Here is a 19164-nt window from a genome sequence, read left to right on the forward strand (position 1 = left end):
GCGGCAATCGCGAGTGGCGCGCAGACCGATGCGACCTGGCCACCGGCGTCTCGACCCTGGAGATCGACAACGGCACAGGACAGCAGCGGCTCGACGCCCAGCTGGACGTCTACGAGCTGGGTGATCCGGCCGACGACCCGCGATCGGTGCGGACCCGCGTGCATTCCGGGAACCGGCACCGACGGATCCCGCGAAACCTGGTGTGAGCCTTCACGTTCGCTCGTTGAGCAAGGGTCGGAATGTCCCGAGGAAGTCGGCGGTCCACTCGCCGGGGATCTCCCAGGGAATGAAGTGGCCGCCCTTCGGGTGGCAGGTGATGTCGACGTGGTTGTACGTCCACGGGTAGCGGTTGTTGTTGGCGTAGGTGCGGATCGAGGAGGCGATCGACCGGCCCGTCGATGTCCGCCCCGCGTCACCAGGCCATCGGCCTCGAGCTTCGCCACCGCCGAAGTCAACCACCGACAGACCTGGATCAGGACCGTCGTCACCCCGCGCGGGACCTGCGCCGGGGGCGGATCACGACGTGGAACGGTCCCTCGACGTATTCGATGACCGGTCCGGTACCGGCGGAGACCCATCGGACTCGATCGAGTGTGCGGAGCATGCGGGATCCGTTGTGGGCGAAAGGGTTTGCGATGAAGTAGGTGGCGGTGAGGTCGGGGCGGTGGTGGAAGCCGGTGGCCAGCGGTCGGCCCGAGAGGTAGAGGTCGCCTACGGCTCCGAAGGGGACGGGCTCGAGCTTCTCGTCGAGTACGTGCGCCGTTATGGTCTCGACGGGGGTGCCGAGGAGTTCACGGTGGTCGGCGGCGGCGGCGGCGGTGGCCGGGCCGCTGATCGCGACGGCCATGCCCGCTGTGCCGTAGGTGAGGCAGAGGTGGCGGCTCGCCGACCAGGCGGCGGTGAGGCCTTCGGGGAGGTCTCGGCCGTCGAGCAGGAGGCACTGGAGTGACGGCAGAGTGGTGGGGGCGAGCGAGAGCAGTTCGTCGGAGGTGAGGTAGGCGTGGCTGATGTGCTCGCGGCGGATGAGGTCGGCGAGTTCCTCGCCCGCGGTGACGGTCGGCGGAGCGAGCACTGCCGTAGCGGCCGATCCGAAGGTGAGCAGCAGTTCCAACAGCCACCCGTCGTGGTGCGGAGCGGCGATGTGCATGACGCGGGAGTTGCGGTCGGCGTCGAATCGGTTCCGGTAGGCGTTGGCCAGGATGGTGAGCGACCGCTGGGTGAGCCGGACGCCCTTCGGCGCGCCGGTGCCGCCGCTGGAGTAGGGCATGTGAGCGATCTCGTCCGGATCGAGCTTCCGGATCTGTTCGGCGCGCGGAGGCGGCCCCGATGGCGTCGGCGCCGAAAGGACTTCGGGGTCGTCGAGGAGGATCCATTCGGCGGATTCGGGCAGGCCCGCGCGTTCGCGGGTCGAGGTCAGCCCGAATCGTGCCGCCGAATGCTCGGCCACATAAGCCACCCGGTCGGGATACTGCCTCGGGCCCGCGGGTACGAAGGTGGCGCCGGTCTCGGCGATCGCCCACCAGGCGAGGATGGCTTCGAACGAGCGGGGGAGCGCGACCAGGACCAGCGTTCCCGGCCCGATGCCACGGTCGGTCAGGCGCCGGGCGAGGCGCGCGGCGTGGGCGGCGAGTTCGCCGTAGCTGATTCGGCGATCCCCGCACACCACTGCGGTGGCGGAGGGATCGTGCCCGACCGCCGCGCTCAGCACGTGCGGCAGGGTCTGCGGCTCCGGCACCGCGGGTTCATCAGTAGGCATCGACACTCCTCACGCGGGAGACTAACGAACCGAACGGTTTCCCGGTGTCGGGCATTCGAACGACACCCGTCCGCGTGTGTTCAGCCGAGCCTGCACAGTGTCTTGCCCGAGGTCTCGCCGGCGAGCAGCGCGCACAGCGCTCGTCCGGCCTGTCCGAGGCCGTCGAACACCGTTTCGCGATGGACCAGCCTGCCCGCGCGCAGGTGCTCGCCGATCTCGGCGCGTATCGCCTGCTCCAGATGGGTGAACGCACCCGCGCGGAAACCGCGCATCCGCAACTGCTTCGACACCATCGGGAACAGATCGACCGGACCGGTCGGCGCGCCGCCGTCGTAGGCGGAGACCGCACCGCACAGCGCTATCCGGCCGTGCGGCCGCATGGCGTCGAGGGCGGCGATCAGGTGGTCGCCGCCGACATTGTCGAAGTACGCGTCGATCCCGTCCGGCGCCAGTTCCGCGAGCGCCTCGCGCGGCGGCTGCGACCGGTAGTCGAAGGCCGCGATGCCGAAGTCGCCGCGCAGGTCCTCGACCTTGCGCGCGCTGCCCGCGGAGCCGATCACGGTGGCGCCGCGCAGCCGGGCGAGCTGGGCGGCCATGCCGCCGACCGCGCCCGCGGCCGCGGACACCCATACGGTGTCGGTCTCGCGCAATTCGAGTACTTCGGTCAATCCCGCGTAGGCGGTGAGTCCGGCGCTGCCGAGTGGACCCAGGAACCACTGCTCCGGAAGCCCGCCGGGGTCGATGGCGGTGGCGCTGCCATAGCCGCCGATGGTGTCGCTGCCGGCGCCGATCAGCGCGTAGTCGCGATAACCGAGCGGGTGCGAGACGAGGTCGCCGACGCGGAGATCGGCACGCTGCGAAGCGACGACTTCGCCGAGGGCCAAGCCGGTCAGCGCCTCACCGGGACGGAGCGGCGGCAGGTAGCCGGGCGGTGTGGTGGCGCCGAGGCGGATGCGCACGGAGGGGTCGATGGACAGCCAGGTGTTGCGGACCAGGGCTTGACCGGGGCCGGGCGCCGGTATCGGCGACTCGCGCAGGTCGAGATCGGTTTCGCGAACGCGGCCCGCCGGACGGTGGGCGAGCACCAGCTGTCGGTTGGTTACGGCCATGGGATACCTCCGAATCGGCGCCGTCACGACACCCGCATACCTAAGATGAGTTCAATTCATTTTCTAGCGTAGACGAAAAGGATCGCCCCGATGAGCCGTTCTGCCCCACCCGGTTTCACAGCTCCCTTGCGTGTCCCTCGACTGCGGATGTTGCTGCTGGTCCAGCTCGGGGTGAGTGTCGGCATGTGGATGCTGGTGACCGTCGCGCAGTGGCTGCTGACCACCGCGGGCGAATCCGCGAGCACGGTGTCGGCGGTGCAGCTGGCGGCGAGTCTGCCGTTCTTCCTGCTCGCGCTCCCGGTGGCGGCGGTGGTGGACTCCGCCGGTCATCGGCGCATGCTCGTCGGCACCGCGCTGGCGCTGGCCGCCGTGGCGCCGGTGCCGATCCTGGCGGGTGGCTCGCCGCCGGTGCTGACCGCGGTGGTGTTCGTCGCGGGCGCGGGACTGGCGACGACGGTGGTCGTCTGGCAGGCGCTGATGCCGCGACTGGTGACGCCGGATCTGCTGGCCGTCGTGCCCGCCGTCGACGGCGCGGTGGTCAACGGCGCGCGTGCGCTCGGGCCGGTGATGGGTGGCGCGGTGCTGGCCGCGTTCGGCGCGAACCCGGTGTTCATCGCCGTCGCGGTGATCTTCGGCGTCTGCGCCGCGCTCTCCGCGCGCTACGTGCCTGCCTCCTCGGGGCGTGAACCCCGCCGCGAGAGCGTGCGCGAATCGCTGGCCACCGGGCTGAGATTCATCCGTCACAGCGGCTGGACCAGGCGATTGCTGGTGCGTGCCACCGCTTTCGGGGTGCCGGCGGGGTGCCTGTGGGCGTTGCTTCCCGTGGTCGCCGACGAGCGGATGCGGGCGACCACGGTGGAATTCGGCCTGGTGTCGGGCGCGGTCGGGGTGGGCGCTGTGGTCGGCACGGTGGCGATCATGCCGCTGCGGTCCCGGATGAGCTGGAACCACTTCGTCGCGCTGGGTTCGGCGGCCTATGCGGTAGTGCTGCTGGGCTTGGCGCTCAACACCCGCATCGATGTCGCCGCCGCGCTCATGGTGCTGGGCGGGACTGCGTGGGTCGGGGTACAGAGCACCTGGATGATCGCCGCCCATTCGGTCGTGCCGCCGTGGATCAAGACCAGGGTGATCGCGTTCGTGATGGTGGTCTTCCAGGGCGGCCAGGCTGTCGGCGCGCTGCTGTGGGGACGACTGGCCGACGCGCTCGGCCTGGTGCCCGCGATACTGGTTGCCGCGGCGGCGATGGCGGTGTCGGCGATCGGCATCCTGCGCAACGGTATTCGCCCCGGCGACGGCATCGCTCCCGACTCCGCCGGTATCGTGTCCGCTCCGATCGAGATTGCGGGCAGATCCGGCCGGGTCACCGTGGAGACGACCTATCGCGTCACCGAGGACGGGCTCACCGAGTTCCTCGCCGATATCGCCGCACAGCGGACTTCGCGGCTGCGGCTGGGCGCGCTGCGCTGCGTCCTGCTGCGCCCGGCCGACGCGGACGCGACATTCGTGGAGTACTGCGTGTTCCGCAACCACACCGACTATCTGGCACAGGAGACCGAACGGATGACGGTGCCGGAGTACCGGTTACGCGAGCGGGTGGCTCGACATCTGGACGGGCCGCCCGAGATCCGCGTGCTCATGGAGCCGAGCCACCGTTAGCGTGAAAAGCGCCGTTCCGCACGGGTTTCGCGAGGCACGGCGCTTTTTCCGGAGATCAGCCGACGGTGACGGGCGCCGCCGCGTCGGCGGCGGCCAGGCCGAACACCAGGGCGGGGGCGATGCCGCCGGCGTAGGCGTGGTCGTAGAGGCCGCCGGTGTCGGAGCCGGCGGCGAACAGGCCGGGCACGACGCCGCCCGCCGCGGCCAGGACGCGGCCGGAGGCGTCGATGCGGACGCCGTGGAAGGGGAAGGTGATCGCGGGGCGCGCTTCGATCACGTAGTAGGGGCCCTGATCCAGCGGCGCCGAGTCCTTCCGCCGACTCGGCTGCACGTCGGCGCCCGCCGCATTGATCGCGCGGATCTGCTCGGCGATCGCGGCGCCGTCGTAGCCCCATTCCTCGGGCAGGTAGGCCAGTTCGTCGAGGTCGGCGGCGACACCGCAGCGTCCGCCGCGCTTGCTGGTCAGGTCGACCTTGTCGATGGCCACGGCGCCCTCGACGTAACTGGTGAGCACCCACTGCTGGTACACGCGCTCGTCGGCGATGAGCAGGCCACGGGCCTCGGGGCGATCCATCAGTGCCACCGTGGTGAGGTGGTCGCCGAGGGTCTCGTCGGTGAAGCGGCGATTGGTGAGGTCGAACAGCAGGGCATGCTCGCTGTAGTACAGCGACAGCGCGACGAAGTCGCCGGAGTCGCGGAACTCGACCTCGGTGGGGACCAGGTGGCCGTAGAAGCCGGAGCGCGGCGTTCCGGTAGCGGCGCCGACGGATTCGGCCAGGCGCAGGCCGGCGCCTGCGCTGACGGGGTTGGAGCGCAAGGGGATCGTGTCCGCGGCGGGGTGGACGTACTCGCGCACGAGTTCGGCGTCGCCCTGGAAGCCGCCGGTGGCCAGTACCGTCGCGCCCGCCTCGATCTCGCACAGCGTTCCGTCGGCCAGTCGGACGTTCGCCCCGACGACGGCGCCCTCGCTGGTGCGCAGTTCGGTGGTCTCGGCGCCGAGGAAGAGGGTGCCGTCGGCGACCACGCGGCGGCGGCACTCGTCGATGTACTGGTTGGTGTCGAAGGCGTGCCCGCGCCCGTAGCCGAGGATCGGCACGGCGTCGGCGACCTCGACGCCGGTCGAGCGGATCCAGTCCACGCCGTCGGCGAAGCCGTCGACGAGCGCGCGCCGCAGCGCGGGATCGCCGTCGGGGTTCACCTGCTCCATCACCTCGTGGTCGGGCGCCGTCCAGGCATAGCCGGCGAAGAGCGCGGAACCACCCACGGCCGGTGCCTTCTCCACCACGACGACCGATGCCCCTCGGGACAGGGCCCTCGCGGCCGTGGTGAGTCCGGCCATTCCCGCGCCGATCACGAGAACGTCCGTATGGATCCGCGACATGCGTGCCTCCTAGCTTCAGGGTTTGTGCTGCCGGTCACATTAGACAAGAAGTGAAGTCAGTTCAATACATTCGGCACTGAAATCATCCCGAGGATCTCGGCCGCGGCGGCTCGACCCTCCGACACCGCGTGTGCCACGCGCCTGGGGACGAGGGCATCGCCTGCCACGTGGAACCGCGTCGAGGGCAGCGCGGCGGTGAACTCCCGCCAGTCCGCGCTTCGTCGTTCCCCGACCCGCACCACCCGATCACAGGACAGCCGGGTTTCCTCGTGGGACAGCACATTTCGGACCGTGACAGCTGTTCCCGCCTCGGTCGTGTCGATCGCCGCGCACGCGGACTCGACCAGCGGATGTACCGGCTCGCCCGCCCAGCGCCCGCGCAATTGCACCCTGCTCTCGGGGGGAATGCCCGCCGCCACGGCGGGACCGGGCACCAGTATCGTCACCCGGCCCGCGCGCGCCGCCAGCGCCGCTTCGACCGCGCTGACGCCGAGCCACCAGCCGAAGCCGTCGTCCACGACCACGACGTGCTCACCGGGCCGGACGCGCTGCGGGCGGGCGATCGTCTCGGTCGCGCTGTCCGCCCCGGGAGAGGTCGACTCGGCCGCGCCGACGGCCAGCACCACATCGCTGAAATCGCGCAGATCGGCGGCGGTGACGCGGTGGCCGAGCTCGAGCGTCACGCCGTCCAGATTGTGCCGGTAGAACTCGAGCAGACGCGCCCAGCCCGTGCGATTCGGTGCGGCGGCGGCCACGCGCAACTGTCCGCCGATCTCCGGCGCGGCCTCGAACAGGGTGACCTCGCTGCGCGCGGCCCCGAGCCGGTGGGCGGCCTCCAATCCGGCCGGGCCCGCGCCGACCACCGCGATGCGGCGTGTGGACGCCGGTGGCGGGCCCAGCCGCAACGGTCGCGCCGGCCGGGCGGTTTCGCCGGGTGGCGCCAGATCCGGATTCACCGAGCAGAGCAGGACCGGGGTGAAGGAGCGGCAGTCCTCGTTGCAGGACACGCACGGGCGGATGCGATGGTCGTCGCCGCGCAGTAGCTTGTCCGCGATATCCGGGTCGGCGATGAACGGCCTGGCCATGCCGACCAGATCGGCGCCCGCCGCCAGTGCCGCGTCGATCTCGGCGCGGGTGCGAAAGGCCTGCGAGACCAGCAGTGGCCGGGTGGTCGCCGCGCGCAGCACCGGCAGCGCGGAGAGCAGCGGAGGTGTGGCGGTGGCCATGTCGCGCACGTAGGTGGTGCGCACGCCGGCTGTCACGTTGATGTAGTCGAACCGGTCCAGCAGCGGTAGCAATTCGGCGAGCCCGTCGAGATCCAGCCCGGCTTCGACCGCCCCTTCCAGGGAGACCCGGACGCCCAGCGCCAGTCCCGGGCAGGCGGCGGTGATCGCGGTGTGCAGTCGGTGCAGCAGGCTCGCCCGGCCCTCGACCGTCTCCGCGCCGGGGCGGTGGTTGGTCGCGGGAGAGAGGAACTGGGCGATCAGGTAGCCGTGCGCCGCATGCAGTTCGACGGCGGCGAAGCCGGCGTCGGTGGCGTGCCGGGCGCTCAGTGTGAAGTCGTCGATGATGCGCTGGACCTCGGCGTCGGTCAGTTCGCGGGCGGTCACCGGTTCGCGGGGCGAGCGCACCGCGGACGGGGCGACCGGATGCTCCCAGAGTTCGGCGCCGAGCGTCTCGCGACCCAGATGGACCAGTTGGCAGCATGCGATCGCGCCCTCGCCGGTGATGGCCGCGGCCCGGCGGCGCAGGCCATCGATCCCCTCGGGGCGCCACGCCTCGGTGATATTGCCGACGCGGTTGGCCGACTCGGGGCTCACCACCGTGCCGCCCGCGATGACCATGGCCGCGCCGCCCGCGGCGCACCGCCGCCAGTAGTCGTCGTCGCCCGGCTGGGCCAGGCCGTCGGTCACCGCGCCGGAGCCGTGCGCGGTCGCGACGAGTCGATTGCGGAGCTGTAGCCGGCCGATTTTCTGACCGGTGGAAAGATGGGATGACATACCGCCTCCTCGAACTGGGTTCAGTTCACAATTACCAGGAGGAGGTGATTGACACCACAGCCGGAGGGCCTTACTTTCAAACTGACATCAGTTCAGTTTGGTGGACGTCGACCGACGTTCACCGGGCCCGCGGGAAAGACGCATCGCGCATGAAAAAGCTTCGTAAGGCGGCTACCGCCGTCGCCGCCCTGGCCACCGTCGCGCTCGCCGCGGCCTGTGGCGGCTCGCCTTCCTCGACCGGTCCCGTCGACGGCACCTGGGACGACGTGGTTGCCGCGGCGAACGATGAGGGGAAGGTGCTGCTCTACACGAGTCAGAAGCCGGCCAACCTCCAGGTGCTGGAGAAGGAGTTCGAGGCGGCCTACCCGCGTATCGATCTCGAGTTCGTGCGCGGCACCGATCCCGACATCACCCCCAGGGTCGAGACGGAGAACCGCACCGGGCGCGGCTCCGCCGACGTGCACATGACCACCGACGCGGGCTGGATCGCGGCCGCCGCCGAGTCCGGCGCCTATTCCACCGATCTGCTGAGCCCGTCGCTGGACGCGCCGGAATTCCGCGCCGAGAACGGTGTGCTGAACGGCCGCTTCGTGCTCAGCAGTGCGGCCGTGTTCGCGATGGGCTGGAACACCGACGCCGTGCCCGGGGGTCTGTCCTCCCCGCTGGACCTGCTCGATCCCCGATTCCAGGGCAAGGTGGGCATCGTCAATCCGACCGGGATCGCCTCCTACGTCGATCTGTACCGGCACTACGCCAAGACCTACGGCGAGGACTACTGGCAGAAGCTGGCCGCGCTGAAGCCGCGCGTGTATCCGAGCGCGCTCGGCATCGCCCAGGCGCTGTCCTCCGGCGAGATCATCGCCACACCGTCGGTCCAGCCGCTGGTCACCGAGGTCGCCGCGGGTGCGCCCGTGGGCTGGAAGCTCCCGGAGAAGCCCTGGGGCACACCGTGGTACACGCACGCGCTGAAGGTTGCGCCGCACCCGAACGCGGCCCAGTTGCTGGTCGATTTCATCGCCACCCCGGCCGGGCAGATCGCCTTGAACTCCGGCTACGCCTCGGTGCTGCCCGATGTGCCGGGTGCGGTCGCCCGGGCCGCCGACATCACGCTGCCCGATACCACCGACCTGACGCCGCAGAAGGTCGACGAGTACTCCCAGCAGTGGTCGCGGCTGTTCCAGAGCTGACCCCACGCGCCGACCAGAAAGGACCGTCATGGACTCTGTCCAGCCAGTAGCCGCGGGGGAACCGTTGCGCGGCGTCAACGCACTCGTCACCGGCGCAGCCGGGGGGATCGGCGGGGCCACCGCCGACCTGCTCGTCGCCCGAGGGGCCATGGTGTACCTCACCGATGTCGATGATGCCGCGGGTCGCGATCGAGCCGATCGCCTCGGTGGCTCGGCGCTCTACCGGCACCTCGATGTGACGTCCGAATCGGACTGGGAAGCGGTCGTTTCGGAGATGTCGTGGGCAGGGCATCGGATGAATGTCCTGGTCAACTGTGCCGGCACGGCGATGAAGGCGCCGCTGGCGCAGACCTCGCTCGACCAGTTCCGGCGCATGGTCGACCAGCACCTGATCGGCACGTTCCTCGCTGTGCGCGCCGCGTCGGGCGGGATGAGCGACGGCGGTTCGGTGATCACCGTGTCCTCGGTGCGCGGCGTGCTGGCCACCGCCGAGCTGGGCGCCTACGGTGCGGCCAAGTTCGGTGTCCGGGCGCTGACCCGCGTGGCCGCGCTGGAACTGGCCGAGCGCGGCATCCGGGTCAACTCGGTGTGCCCCGGCAGCATCGAAACCGACATCACCGACGGTCCCGGCTTCGCCTCCGACGACGTGGCCGCCTACGTGCGCACCATCCCGCTGCTGCGGCGCGGCGCGCCCGCGGAGGTCGCCGAGGTGATCGCCTTCCTCGCCGGCGAGGCGAGCGGCTACGTCACCGGCACCGACATCCTCGTCGACGGCGGTCTCGCCGCCGGCGTCCGCACTCCCCGTCTCCAGACCCAGAAGGCATGAGATGACATCGCAGTTCACAGTTTCCGGCCTCACGAAGACCTACGGGTCCAATGTCGTGGTCGACAACCTCGACCTGGAGATCGCCGAGGGCGAGTTCCTGGTCCTGCTCGGCCCCAGCGGCTGCGGCAAGACGACGACCCTGCGCTGCCTGGCCGGGTTGGAGACCCCGCAGGACGGCGCCATCAGGTTCAAGGACCACACCGTCTTCGACGGCCCGAGCCGCACCAATGTGCCCGCCCACAAGCGCAATATCGGCATGGTCTTCCAGTCGTACGCGCTGTGGCCGCACATGACCGTCCGTCAGAACATCGCCTACCCGCTGAAGGTGCGCAAGCTGAAATCCGCGCTGAACAGCGGGGCGGTGGAAGCCGCCGCGGAGATGGTCGACTGCGGCAAGCTGCTCGACCGCTATCCGTCCCAGCTCTCCGGTGGCCAGCAGCAGCGCGTCGCGGTGGCCCGCGGTCTGGTGGCCCGGCCCGATCTGGTCCTCTTCGACGAGCCGTTGAGCAACCTCGACGCCCGGCTGCGCGACCAGGTGCGCACCCAGATCCACCGGCTGCACCGCGAACTCGGCTTCACCGCCGTGTTCGTCACCCATGATCAGGCGGAGGCCTTCGCGCTCGGCGACCGGCTGGCGATCATGAAGTCCGGCAAGATCGAACAGTACGACACCCCCGAACGGGTCTTCGAGAACCCGGTGTCGGAATATGTCGCGGCGTTCATCGGCATGGGTAACCGGTTGGCGCTGCGTCGCGGGCACGACGGCTGGGAGACCGAGGCGGGCGACGGCGTCGACCTGACCCACGCGGTGGTCGCCTCCGGGGCCGACCGCGGCGATGCCGCGGTGGCCAGGTTGCGCCCCGAGGATCTGGCGTTGCACTCCTCGCAAGAGGATGTGCCGCTGGGCAATGTGCCGCTGCACGCGAGGCTGACCGGATACGAGTACGGCGGCACGCACTTCGATGTGACGGTGGAGTCCGCGGGCTCGGAACTGATGCTGCGCGCGCCCGCCGCCCAGCACGGCCCGGCGCTGCGCAACAGTGAGCCCGGTGCGCCGGTGGTGGTCAGCTTCTCGCCGGCCAGCCTGCGCGTATTCCCCGCCGAGGGGCCCGTCGCCGCGCCCGCCGCGCGTGAGACCGTCGCCGCGGGAGAGACCCGATGACCACCTCGGCCACCCTGGACCGTCCCGAGACCGAGCCGCAGGCGCCCGCGCCCGGTCGCCGGTCCTTCGCCGTGCCCGTCCGGTGGCGCCCCCGGATCGGCTACATCGCCCTGCTGGCCGTGCTCGGCTATCTGGTCGTGCTGCCGATGATCCGGCTGCAGGCGCTGGCGTTCGAGAACGGCGGCGAAGGATATCGCAGCCAGTACGGGCGCTACGACATCGGCGAAACGATCCGCACCACCATCGCGCTGGCGCTGGGCTCGCTGGTGATCGCCATGGTGCTGGGCACCCTGCTCGCCTATGCCGCGAGCCGGCTGCCGGATCGGCTCGGCTTCCTCAAGATCGTGCCCATCCTGCCGATCGTGCTGCCCTCGGTCGCCAATATCGTGGGCTGGGCCTTCCTGCTCTCGCCCGGGCCCGGCTATCTGAATGTGCTGCTGCGCAAGCTGCCCTGGTGGAGCGGCAGCGACACCGGCCCGGTGGATGTCTACACCGTCCCGTGGATCATCATCCTGACCGGCTTCAGCCTCACTTCGTTCGTGTACCTGTTCGTCAGCGCGGGCATGCAGAACATCAGCTCCGAGCACCTCGAGGCCGCCCAGATCAGCGGATCGTCCACTACGGGAGTGTTTTTCAAGGTGGTGCTTCCGCTGCTGCGTCCCTCGCTGATCTACGGCGGCGGCATCGCGTTCCTGCTCGGCCTCGGTCAGTTCACCGGTCCGCTGCTGCTCGGACAGAACTACGGCGTGCAGGTGCTCACCACCGAGATGTATCGCCGGGTATCGGAATCGCCCTCGGACTTCGCCGCCGCCGCCGCGGCCGGCTCGCCGCTGGTGATCTTCGGCCTGGCGCTGGTGCTGGTGCAGAAGGTGTTGCTGGGCAACCAGACCCGCTTCGTCACCCACGGCGGCAAGGCGTTCAACCCCAGCAACGGCAGCTCGCCGCTGGCGGTGTTCGCGCTGGTGGCCTACGCGCTGCTGGCGCTGGTGGTCCCGCTGGTCGGCCTGGTGATCGTCTCGCTTACCCCGTACTGGTCGAGCACCCTGTCCTGGGATCTGCTGACGCTGGACAACTTCCGTGAGCTCGCCGCCGACGCGGGCATCGTGGAGTCGGTCGTGACCAGTGTGTCGACCTCGCTGGGCGCGGTGCTGATCTGCGTGCCCATCGGCTACGTCATGGCCACGCTGCTGGTGCGCGGCAAGCGCTACCGGGTGCTGGCCACGATCGGCGACATGATCACCGCACTGCCGCTGGGCATCCCCGCGGTCATCTTCGGTGTCGGCTTCCTGCTCACCTACACCGAGCCACCGTTCATCCTCTACGGCACCAAGACCGTCATCGTGCTCGTCTACGTGGTGCTGATGCTGCCCTTCGCGACCCGCATGCAGATGACCGCGATGCTCGCCCTGGGCGACACCTACACCGAGGCCTCCGCCACCAGCGGCGCCTCGCCGTGGGTGACCACGCTGCGGGTGATGCTGCCGCTGATGCGGCCGACGATCCTCAGCGCGGTGGCGTTGATGTTCATCCTGCTCACCCACGAGTTCGCGGCCTCGCTGCTCGTGCGCGCCTCCACCACCCAGGTGATGGGCACGCTGCTGTTCGACCTGTGGCAGAACGGCTCCTACCCGCTGGTGGCGGCGATGGCGCTGCTGATGACCGCGGTGACCACCCTTGGCGTCGCGGCCGCGATGGCGGTCGGCGGACGCAACGTGCTCAGCAAGCTCTGAGCCGGGACCGAGGCCGGGATCCCTTTCGCGCCAACGGGATCCCGGCCTCGTCCGTTGCGCGAACCGATTGTGCGCGAACGACGTTCATTACCGACGACGTGAAAACAGACGACGAAAGGCGAAGACGATGACGGCTGGACTCGACCGGCTACGCGACAAGATCGTGCTGGTGACCGGCGCCAGTGGCGGGATCGGTGTGGAGATCGTGCGCAGGCTCGCCGCCGAGGGGGCAGTGCTCGTGGCCACCGACGCCACCGAGGAGACCACCGCGGTCTGCGCCGAACTGCTCGCCGGCTTCGACGACCCCGATCGGCACCTGGCGCTGCGCCTCGACATCGCCGACGAGGACGCCTGGCGTGCGATCACCGAGACCGTCGAAGCCCGCTTCGGCAGGCTGGACGCGCTGGTGAACAACGGCGCCATCGGCAGCCTGGCCACCGTGGTGGACGAAGAGCTGGACCGCTACAACCGGGTGATCGAGGTGAGCCAGACCGGTACCTGGCTGGGCATGAAGCACGCGGGCGCGCTGATCGAGCGCGGCGGCGGCGGTTCCATCGTGAACCTGTGCTCGATCCTCGGCACGGTCGGCGGGCTGGGCAACAGCATGGCCTACGCGGCCGCCAAGGGCGCGGTGCGGACCATGACGAAGAACGCCGCGCTGCATTGGGCGCAGCGCGGCGTGCGGGTCAATTCGATCCATCCGGGATTCATCGGGACAGCGCAGCTGAAGGAACGCTACGAGGGCACCGAGCGGCACCGGGGCATGCTGGCCGGAACGCCGATGGGCAGACTGGGCAAGCCGGAGGAGGTCGCCGCCGCGGTCGCGTTCCTGGCCGGCGACGACTCCACCTATGTGACGGGAACCGAGCTGTACGTCGACGGCGGCTGGACCGCCGCCTGACGCGGCGCGAAGATCGCGACACCGTCCCGTGGCCCGTGACCGATCAGGTCGCGGGCCACGAGCACGTCCAGGTGGGCCATGGTCTCGCAGACGGCGATCATGCGGTTGAACGTGTCGAGTTCGGTGAAGCGGCGGCCGCGCCGGGTCCAGGTGAGCGCGGCGGCGACCTCGAAACCGGTGCGCGGCCCCGAATCGTCCAGGAGGGCCAGGATTTCGGTGAAACGCCGGTCGTGGTGCTCGAGCAGCGCCGCGGCCCGCGCGCCCGCGCTGCCGCCGGCGGGGCCGTGCGCGGGGAGCATGGTGCGTTCGCAGTCGGTGAGCAGCCGCAGCGAGTCGAGGAACCGGCCGAGCGGCAGGTCCCATTCGCCGAGCTCGAAGCCGATGGACGGGGTGATGGTGGGCAGCAGGTGGTCGCCGGTGTAGAGCAGGCCGTTGCGGTGGTCGTGGAAGACCATGTGCCCCTTGGTGTGTCCGGGGGTGGCCATCACCTGCAGGTCGTGGCCGGGCAGGCCGAGCGGGCCGGGGCGCAGCCACCGGTCCGGCGCCTCCCAGTCGGCGACGTCGAACGGTTCGTCGATCACCTCGGCGTGGATGGCGGCGGCCAGGTCCGGCGCGCCCGCGCGGCGCAGTTCGCGCAGCGAGCTCTCGGGGACGTTGTTGCCGAGGAGCCGTATCTCGTCGAGGCCGGGTGCCTCGGCCGCGCCCAGGTGCACCCGGCAGCCGTGGCGGCGGCGCAACTCCACCGCGAAGGTGTAGTGGTCGCGGTGGATGTGGGTGACGTAGATGTCGTGGATCTCGTCGGGGGTGCGGCCGATCTTCGCCAGTCCGGCGGCCAGCTCCCGGTAGGTGTCCGGGCGGTGCCAGCCGCCGTCGATCAGCGCCAGCCCCGCATCGGTCTCCAGGACGTAGACGTTCACCGCGCGCAGGCCGTCCTGCGGGAGGGCCAGCGGGATGCGGTGCACCCCGTCGGTCACCCGGTGGCAACCGGGCTCGGCCCACTCGGCGCTCATGACGAGGCGGCGGCCGGCGGAACCATCGTCCGCTCGTCGCCGTACCACATCATCCGCCTGCCGCGCATGCTCCCGACATGCTCGACCGCGGCCTTCCATTCCGGGCTGGCCAACGCCGCCTCGAGGGCTTCCCTGGACTCGAAGCTGAGGATGGACAGGCCGTCCCAGCCCGCCGAGCGCTCGTCGCCGCTGTCGACGATCTCGTTGTGCTGCCAGCGCAGCAGCCCGGGCAGCGGGAAGGTGACCTCGGCGTGCGGGCCGCGCCACCACTCGATGAACTGTTCATGGGTCCAGTCGCTCGGGCGGGCGGCCAGCAGGATCAGATTGAACATCGGCGGTTCTCCTAACTGAATTCTGTTCTGTTTCGAAGCGTAAAAGAATGGCCGCCCTGGGGGCGGCCCGGTCCTACTTGCTGACCGCTCGGACCGCTGCCTCGCGCACGGTCTCGATGATCTCCTCCAGCGTGCGCGACCCGTCCGGCCGGTACCAGCGCCAGACGCTGATGATCATGCCGAGCACCAGCCTGCCCAGCGTGCGCGGATCGTCGTCGACGAATACGCCCGCCTCGACGCCGCGGGTGACCAGAGCCGTCCAGCGGGCCTCGATCTCCTGCACGAGCTCACGCGAGCGCAGCCGCTCGGCCTCTTCCTTCTCCGATTGGCGCTCGCCGGCCAGTAGATCCATGTGGTTCTGCAGGATGCGCCGCTGCAGCGCATCGCTCGGCGTGGCGGCCAGGGCGCCGCTGACCGCCGCCCGCAGCGCCTCGACCGGATCGTCGATCCCCTCGGTGGCGGCGTCGAAGCGCTCGACCGAGTCGGCCAGCTCCAGCCGCATGATGGTCAGCAGGCAGTGCGCCTTGGACTCGAAGTAGTGGTAGAGGGCCGTCTGGCCGATGCCGACCTCGTCGGCGATCGACGCCCATTTGGTGTGTTCGTAGCCGGTGCGTCCGAACTGCTCGATCGCGACCGCGAGAATGTTGCTCCGTTTGGAGCGTGAACTCTCGCGGCGCTTTGCGGTGTCGACGGTCATCAGCCATGCCCCCAGGCGGTCGGTGTCTGAATAGAGGAACTTTACCCGACCTGAGATGAACTCAGGTCATTTTCGGTGAGCTGGGTGGCGAGCCGGACCGCATCGGGACGGGACAGCTTGCCCACCCGGTTCTGCGGCAGGTCGGCGACGGTGAACAGATACTCCGGCCACTTGAACTTGGGGAAGTCCGCCGCGGCCAGCTGTTCGGTGACCTCGTCCAAGGTCAACGGTGCGCCACCGGTCACCACCAGTGCGGCCGCGCGCTCGCCCAGAAGATCGTCGGGCACCGGCACGACGCACACCTGCACCACGCCCGGAAGAGCGGCGATCGCCGCTTCCACCTCGTTGATGTCGATATTGCGTCCGCCCCGGATGATGATCTGCTTCTGGCGACCCATCACCCGGATCGAACCGTCCGCCGCCACCTCGACCAGATCGCCGGTCGGCAGGAAACCGTCCGGCGTCAGTTCCGGTGGCACCGGAACGCCGTCGCGAGCATACCCGACGAACAACGACGGCCCGCGCACCTGCGCATCGCCGATCTCGCCGGGCGGCAGCACTTTTCCGGTCTCGTCCACGGCGCGCACCACGGTGCCGGGGAAGGGCCTGCCGTCGCGGCCCAGCCGGATCGCCTGCGGGTCGTCGGGGCGCGGGGTGGTGTGCCCCAGGCATTCCGACATGCCGAACACGCGCAGGAACCGGGTGCCCAGGGTGGTCTCGGCCTCGGCCAGCGCCCGCTCGTTCATCGGACCGCCGCCGACGGTCATCGCGCGCAGCGCCGACAGTCTGCCCGCCGCGCCGTCCACCACCGACAGTTGCAGCGCCATGGTCGGCACCAGCATGGTCCACGCGACCCGGTGCTCGGCCATGGCGTCCAGCGCGTCGGCAGGCGACCAGCGCCCGATCGAGACCATGTGCCCGCCGAGATGGGCGGGCAGATACAGGCCGAAGCAGAACGCGGCCACGCTGGACAGCGGCACGAACGCGCCGACCGCCTCGCCCTCGCACAGGCCGACCGCCTCGATGGTGCTGTCGCAGGCGTAGCGGATGGCCTCCTCGGACTGCACCACGCACTTGGGCCTGCCGGTGGAACCGGAGGTCATCGCGATCGCGGCGCCGCCGCGCCAGCGTGCCACATCCCGGAAGCCGCCCCGCTTGGCGCACAGCGTCAGCGCGTCGAAAGCGGCCTCGCGCACGGGGAACTCGTCATCGGGGACAGCCCAGTGCGCCAGTGATTGCGGGTCGCCGACGACCACGTCGGGATCGATGTCCTCGACGGCCAGCCGGAACTCGGTCTCGTTGGCGTGCGGGCTGAACACCGCGACGACCCCGCCGCGCAGGCCCACCGCGAGCGCCGCGGCGACCGTGCGCCAGGTGTTGTCGGCCTGCACGAGCACGGTCGGCGCGGCGGCGTCCACCGCGGCCAGCCGTCCGGCCAACTGCTGTGCGGCCGTGACGATCTCGCCGAGGGTGTGCTCGCCGAGCTCGTCGACGACCGCGAGCCGGCCGGGTTCGCGCCCGGCCCGCTCGATCATGTCCTTCGCCAGTGCCTTCATCGTCCGTTCCTCGTACCGATAGTCGTACTCGTTGTCTGAGTGGGGGGAATCAGCACCGCCCTGCCGGTGATCTCGCCCGCGCGCAGGGCGCGATAGACCGCGGGCGCGTCGGTGAGCGGGAAGGTGGCTGTCGTGCTGCGCAACACTCCGCGACGGGCGGCGTCCACCACCGCGCGCAGGTCGGCGCGGGTCGCCCAGAACGGGGCGCTCACCTGCCAGCCGTTGGGCAGGCCGACATCCTTGCCGACCTCGACGCGGCCGCCCGCGCTGCCGACCTGCACGAGCCTGCCGCCGGGCGCGAGGGTGGCGGCGGCCGGGCCGAGAGTGCCGGGCGCGCCCGCGAAGTCGAGGACCAGATCGATCCCGTCCGCGGCGGCCGGGTCGGCGGCGGCGGAGGCGACATCGGGATAGGCCGCCCTGGCGCCGAGCCGCACGGCCAGTTCCCGCGCCTCGGCGCGCTCGTCGACGGCGACGATCTCGGTGACGCCGAAGTCGCGCAGGATCTGCACGGCCAGATGGCCGAGACCGCCGATCCCGATGGTCAGCACGACGGTGTGCGCGTCGAGCAGATCCCGGTGCTCGCGCACCGCGTGAAAAGCAGTGGCGCCCGCGTCGGCCAGGGGAGCACAGTCCACCGGATCGACATCGGGCGCGGGTACCAGGAACCTGGTGGAGGGCACGAGCATCGCCTCGGCGAGACCGCCGTGGTGGCCGAGGCCGTTGCCTATGCGGGCCGGCCTGCCGTCGGCGCCGGGACGCAGTCGCAGGCAGTAGTTCTCCCGTTCGCGCAGGCAGTTACGGCACTCGCCGCAGCTCCACACCCCGTGCACCACTACCGGCTGATCCAGCCAGGAGGGGTCGGCGTCCGGGCCGACCTCGGCGACGACACCGGCCACCTCGTGGCCCAGCGTGAGCGGCAGCGGGTAGTCGAAGCGGCCCGCGGGGGAGTCCATGACGTGCAGATCCGAGCGGCACAGCCCGGCCGCGGTCACCCGAAGCAGCACCTGCTCGCCGGTGGGGCGCGGCACGGGCACGTCCCTGACCTCGGGCTCGGCGCCCCACGCGGTGAGCTGGACGGCGAGCATCAGCGCGCCGTCCAGCCGCCGTCGACGACCAGGGTGTGGCCGGTCACGTAGGAGGAGGCGTCGGAGGCCAGGAACAGCACCGCGCCGTCGACCTCGCCCGCGACGCCGCCGCGGCCGAGCATGGTGTTGCGCCGTACCCAGCCCGCGGACTTCTCGTTCTCGAACAGTCCGTCGGTCATCTCCGTATCGAACCAGCCCGGCACCACGGCGTTGACCCTGATCCCCCGGCGACCCCACTGACCGGCCAGTTCGCGGGTCATGCCGAGGGTGCCCGCCTTCGAGGCGGCGTAGCTCGCCCCGCCGATGGGCGCGGTGGACACGAGGCCGACCACCGAGGAGATGTTGATGTGGGAGGCGGTGGCGCCCTCGGGCAGCCGGGAGGCGGCGTAGGTGGACAGGTGGAACCCGGCCAGCAGGTTCACCTCGAGGATCGAGGCGAAGCCCGCAGCGGTCTCCTGCTCGGCGTAGGGCGGTCCCGGCTTGCCCGCGTTGTTGACCAGCACGTCCAGGCGGCCGGAGCGCTCGTAGCAGAGGTCGACCAGGGCGTGGCGGTCCGCGTCGTCGGTGACATCGCAGCGCACCGGCACGATGCGCGGGTCCTGCTCGGCCAGCGCGGTGAGCCGGTCCAGGCGGCGTGCCGCGGCGTAGACGGTCGCGCCCGCGCCGGCGAGCGTGCGGGCGAAGCCGAGCCCGAGGCCGGAGGAGGCACCGGTGACCACGGCGACCCGTCCGTGTAGCCCGAAAAGCGTGTGCAGAGTACTGGATTCGGTCATCGT

At 70.5% G+C, this 19164-nt stretch carries 18 protein-coding genes; 7 read left to right on the forward strand and 11 right to left on the reverse strand.

The features are described from left to right. Positions 1-206 (forward strand): hypothetical protein (locus ON26_RS10980; protein WP_040795966.1); only part of this gene is annotated, 206 nt, incomplete at its 5' end. 4 nt (positions 207-210) lie between these two features. Here the strand turns inward: ON26_RS10980 and ON26_RS10985 are convergent. The 3 genes from ON26_RS10985 to ON26_RS10995 all read right to left on the reverse strand — a co-directional run bounded on the left by ON26_RS10985 (position 211) and on the right by ON26_RS10995 (position 2865). Beyond that, positions 211-459, reverse strand: a complete 249-nt coding sequence (locus tag ON26_RS10985) for a hypothetical protein (protein ID WP_040795967.1) — start codon at positions 457-459, stop codon at positions 211-213. Between the two features lie 25 nt (positions 460-484). Continuing rightward, positions 485-1756: an AMP-binding protein gene (locus ON26_RS10990; protein ID WP_083884005.1), complete on the reverse strand. Its 1272-nt coding sequence runs from the start codon at positions 1754-1756 to the stop codon at positions 485-487. An 80-nt stretch (positions 1757-1836) separates the two neighbouring features. Then, positions 1837-2865 (reverse strand): NADP-dependent oxidoreductase, encoded by a 1029-nt coding sequence (locus ON26_RS10995; RefSeq protein WP_040795969.1) that lies wholly within the window; start codon positions 2863-2865, stop codon positions 1837-1839. A 90-nt stretch (positions 2866-2955) separates the two neighbouring features. On the opposite strand from ON26_RS10995, the gene ON26_RS11000 reads away from it, so the two are divergent. Continuing rightward, entirely contained in the window at positions 2956-4521 is a 1566-nt protein-coding gene (locus ON26_RS11000) for an MFS transporter (RefSeq protein WP_083884006.1), read from the forward strand. Positions 4522-4576: 55 nt separating this feature from the next. Here ON26_RS11000 and ON26_RS11005 read toward each other — a convergent pair whose 3' ends face one another. Next, the gene (locus ON26_RS11005; protein WP_040795971.1) at positions 4577-5902 is read right to left on the reverse strand and encodes an FAD-dependent oxidoreductase; all 1326 of its coding nucleotides are present in this window, start codon (positions 5900-5902) and stop codon (positions 4577-4579) included. A gap of 56 nt (positions 5903-5958) precedes the next feature. Then, positions 5959-7902, reverse strand: a complete 1944-nt coding sequence (locus ON26_RS11010) for an oxidoreductase (RefSeq protein WP_040795972.1) — start codon at positions 7900-7902, stop codon at positions 5959-5961. A 149-nt stretch (positions 7903-8051) separates the two neighbouring features. On the opposite strand from ON26_RS11010, the gene ON26_RS11015 reads away from it, so the two are divergent. From ON26_RS11015 to ON26_RS11035, 5 genes are all read left to right on the forward strand, one after another. Further along, positions 8052-9089 (forward strand): ABC transporter substrate-binding protein, encoded by a 1038-nt coding sequence (locus ON26_RS11015; protein ID WP_040795973.1) that lies wholly within the window; start codon positions 8052-8054, stop codon positions 9087-9089. Positions 9090-9117: 28 nt separating this feature from the next. Then, positions 9118-9915, forward strand: coding sequence for an SDR family NAD(P)-dependent oxidoreductase (locus ON26_RS11020; protein WP_051026935.1), 798 nt, complete (start codon positions 9118-9120; stop codon positions 9913-9915). 1 nt (position 9916) lies between these two features. Then, positions 9917-11077: an ABC transporter ATP-binding protein gene (locus tag ON26_RS11025; protein ID WP_040795975.1), complete on the forward strand. Its 1161-nt coding sequence runs from the start codon at positions 9917-9919 to the stop codon at positions 11075-11077. After that, on the forward strand, positions 11074-12807 hold the full coding sequence (locus tag ON26_RS11030; RefSeq protein WP_051026936.1) for an ABC transporter permease: 1734 nt from the start codon (positions 11074-11076) through the stop codon (positions 12805-12807). Before ON26_RS11025 ends, ON26_RS11030 begins: the two co-directional genes overlap by 4 nt. 127 nt (positions 12808-12934) lie before the next feature. Next, complete coding sequence (locus ON26_RS11035; protein WP_040795976.1) at positions 12935-13708, forward strand: SDR family NAD(P)-dependent oxidoreductase; 774 nt, start codon at positions 12935-12937, stop codon at positions 13706-13708. Here ON26_RS11035 and ON26_RS11040 read toward each other — a convergent pair. The 6 genes from ON26_RS11040 to ON26_RS11065 all read right to left on the reverse strand — a co-directional run bounded on the left by ON26_RS11040 (position 13657) and on the right by ON26_RS11065 (position 19161). Beyond that, positions 13657-14718 carry an MBL fold metallo-hydrolase gene (locus ON26_RS11040; protein ID WP_040795977.1) on the reverse strand — a complete coding sequence of 354 codons (1062 nt, stop codon included), beginning with the start codon at positions 14716-14718 and terminating at the stop codon, positions 13657-13659. The genes ON26_RS11035 and ON26_RS11040 overlap by 52 nt on opposite strands. Continuing rightward, a complete protein-coding gene (locus ON26_RS11045; RefSeq protein ID WP_040795978.1) occupies positions 14715-15050 on the reverse strand; it encodes an EthD family reductase in 336 nt (111 codons plus the stop codon). The genes ON26_RS11040 and ON26_RS11045 overlap by 4 nt, the downstream gene beginning before the upstream one ends. Positions 15051-15123: 73 nt before the next feature. Beyond that, on the reverse strand, positions 15124-15747 hold the full coding sequence (locus tag ON26_RS11050; RefSeq protein WP_040795979.1) for a TetR/AcrR family transcriptional regulator: 624 nt from the start codon (positions 15745-15747) through the stop codon (positions 15124-15126). A gap of 41 nt (positions 15748-15788) precedes the next feature. Beyond that, entirely contained in the window at positions 15789-17303 is a 1515-nt protein-coding gene (locus ON26_RS11055; RefSeq protein ID WP_040795980.1) for a class I adenylate-forming enzyme family protein, read from the reverse strand. Next, positions 17300-18388, reverse strand: a complete 1089-nt coding sequence (locus tag ON26_RS11060) for an NAD(P)-dependent alcohol dehydrogenase (protein ID WP_040795981.1) — start codon at positions 18386-18388, stop codon at positions 17300-17302. The genes ON26_RS11055 and ON26_RS11060 overlap by 4 nt, the downstream gene beginning before the upstream one ends. Beyond that, positions 18388-19161 (reverse strand): SDR family NAD(P)-dependent oxidoreductase, encoded by a 774-nt coding sequence (locus tag ON26_RS11065; protein ID WP_040795982.1) that lies wholly within the window; start codon positions 19159-19161, stop codon positions 18388-18390. Before ON26_RS11065 ends, ON26_RS11060 begins: the two co-directional genes overlap by 1 nt. Positions 19162-19164 lie beyond the last annotated feature (3 nt).

It is taken from the genome of Nocardia higoensis NBRC 100133, from assembly GCF_000308595.1.
GTDB lineage: Bacteria > Actinomycetota > Actinomycetes > Mycobacteriales > Mycobacteriaceae > Nocardia > Nocardia higoensis.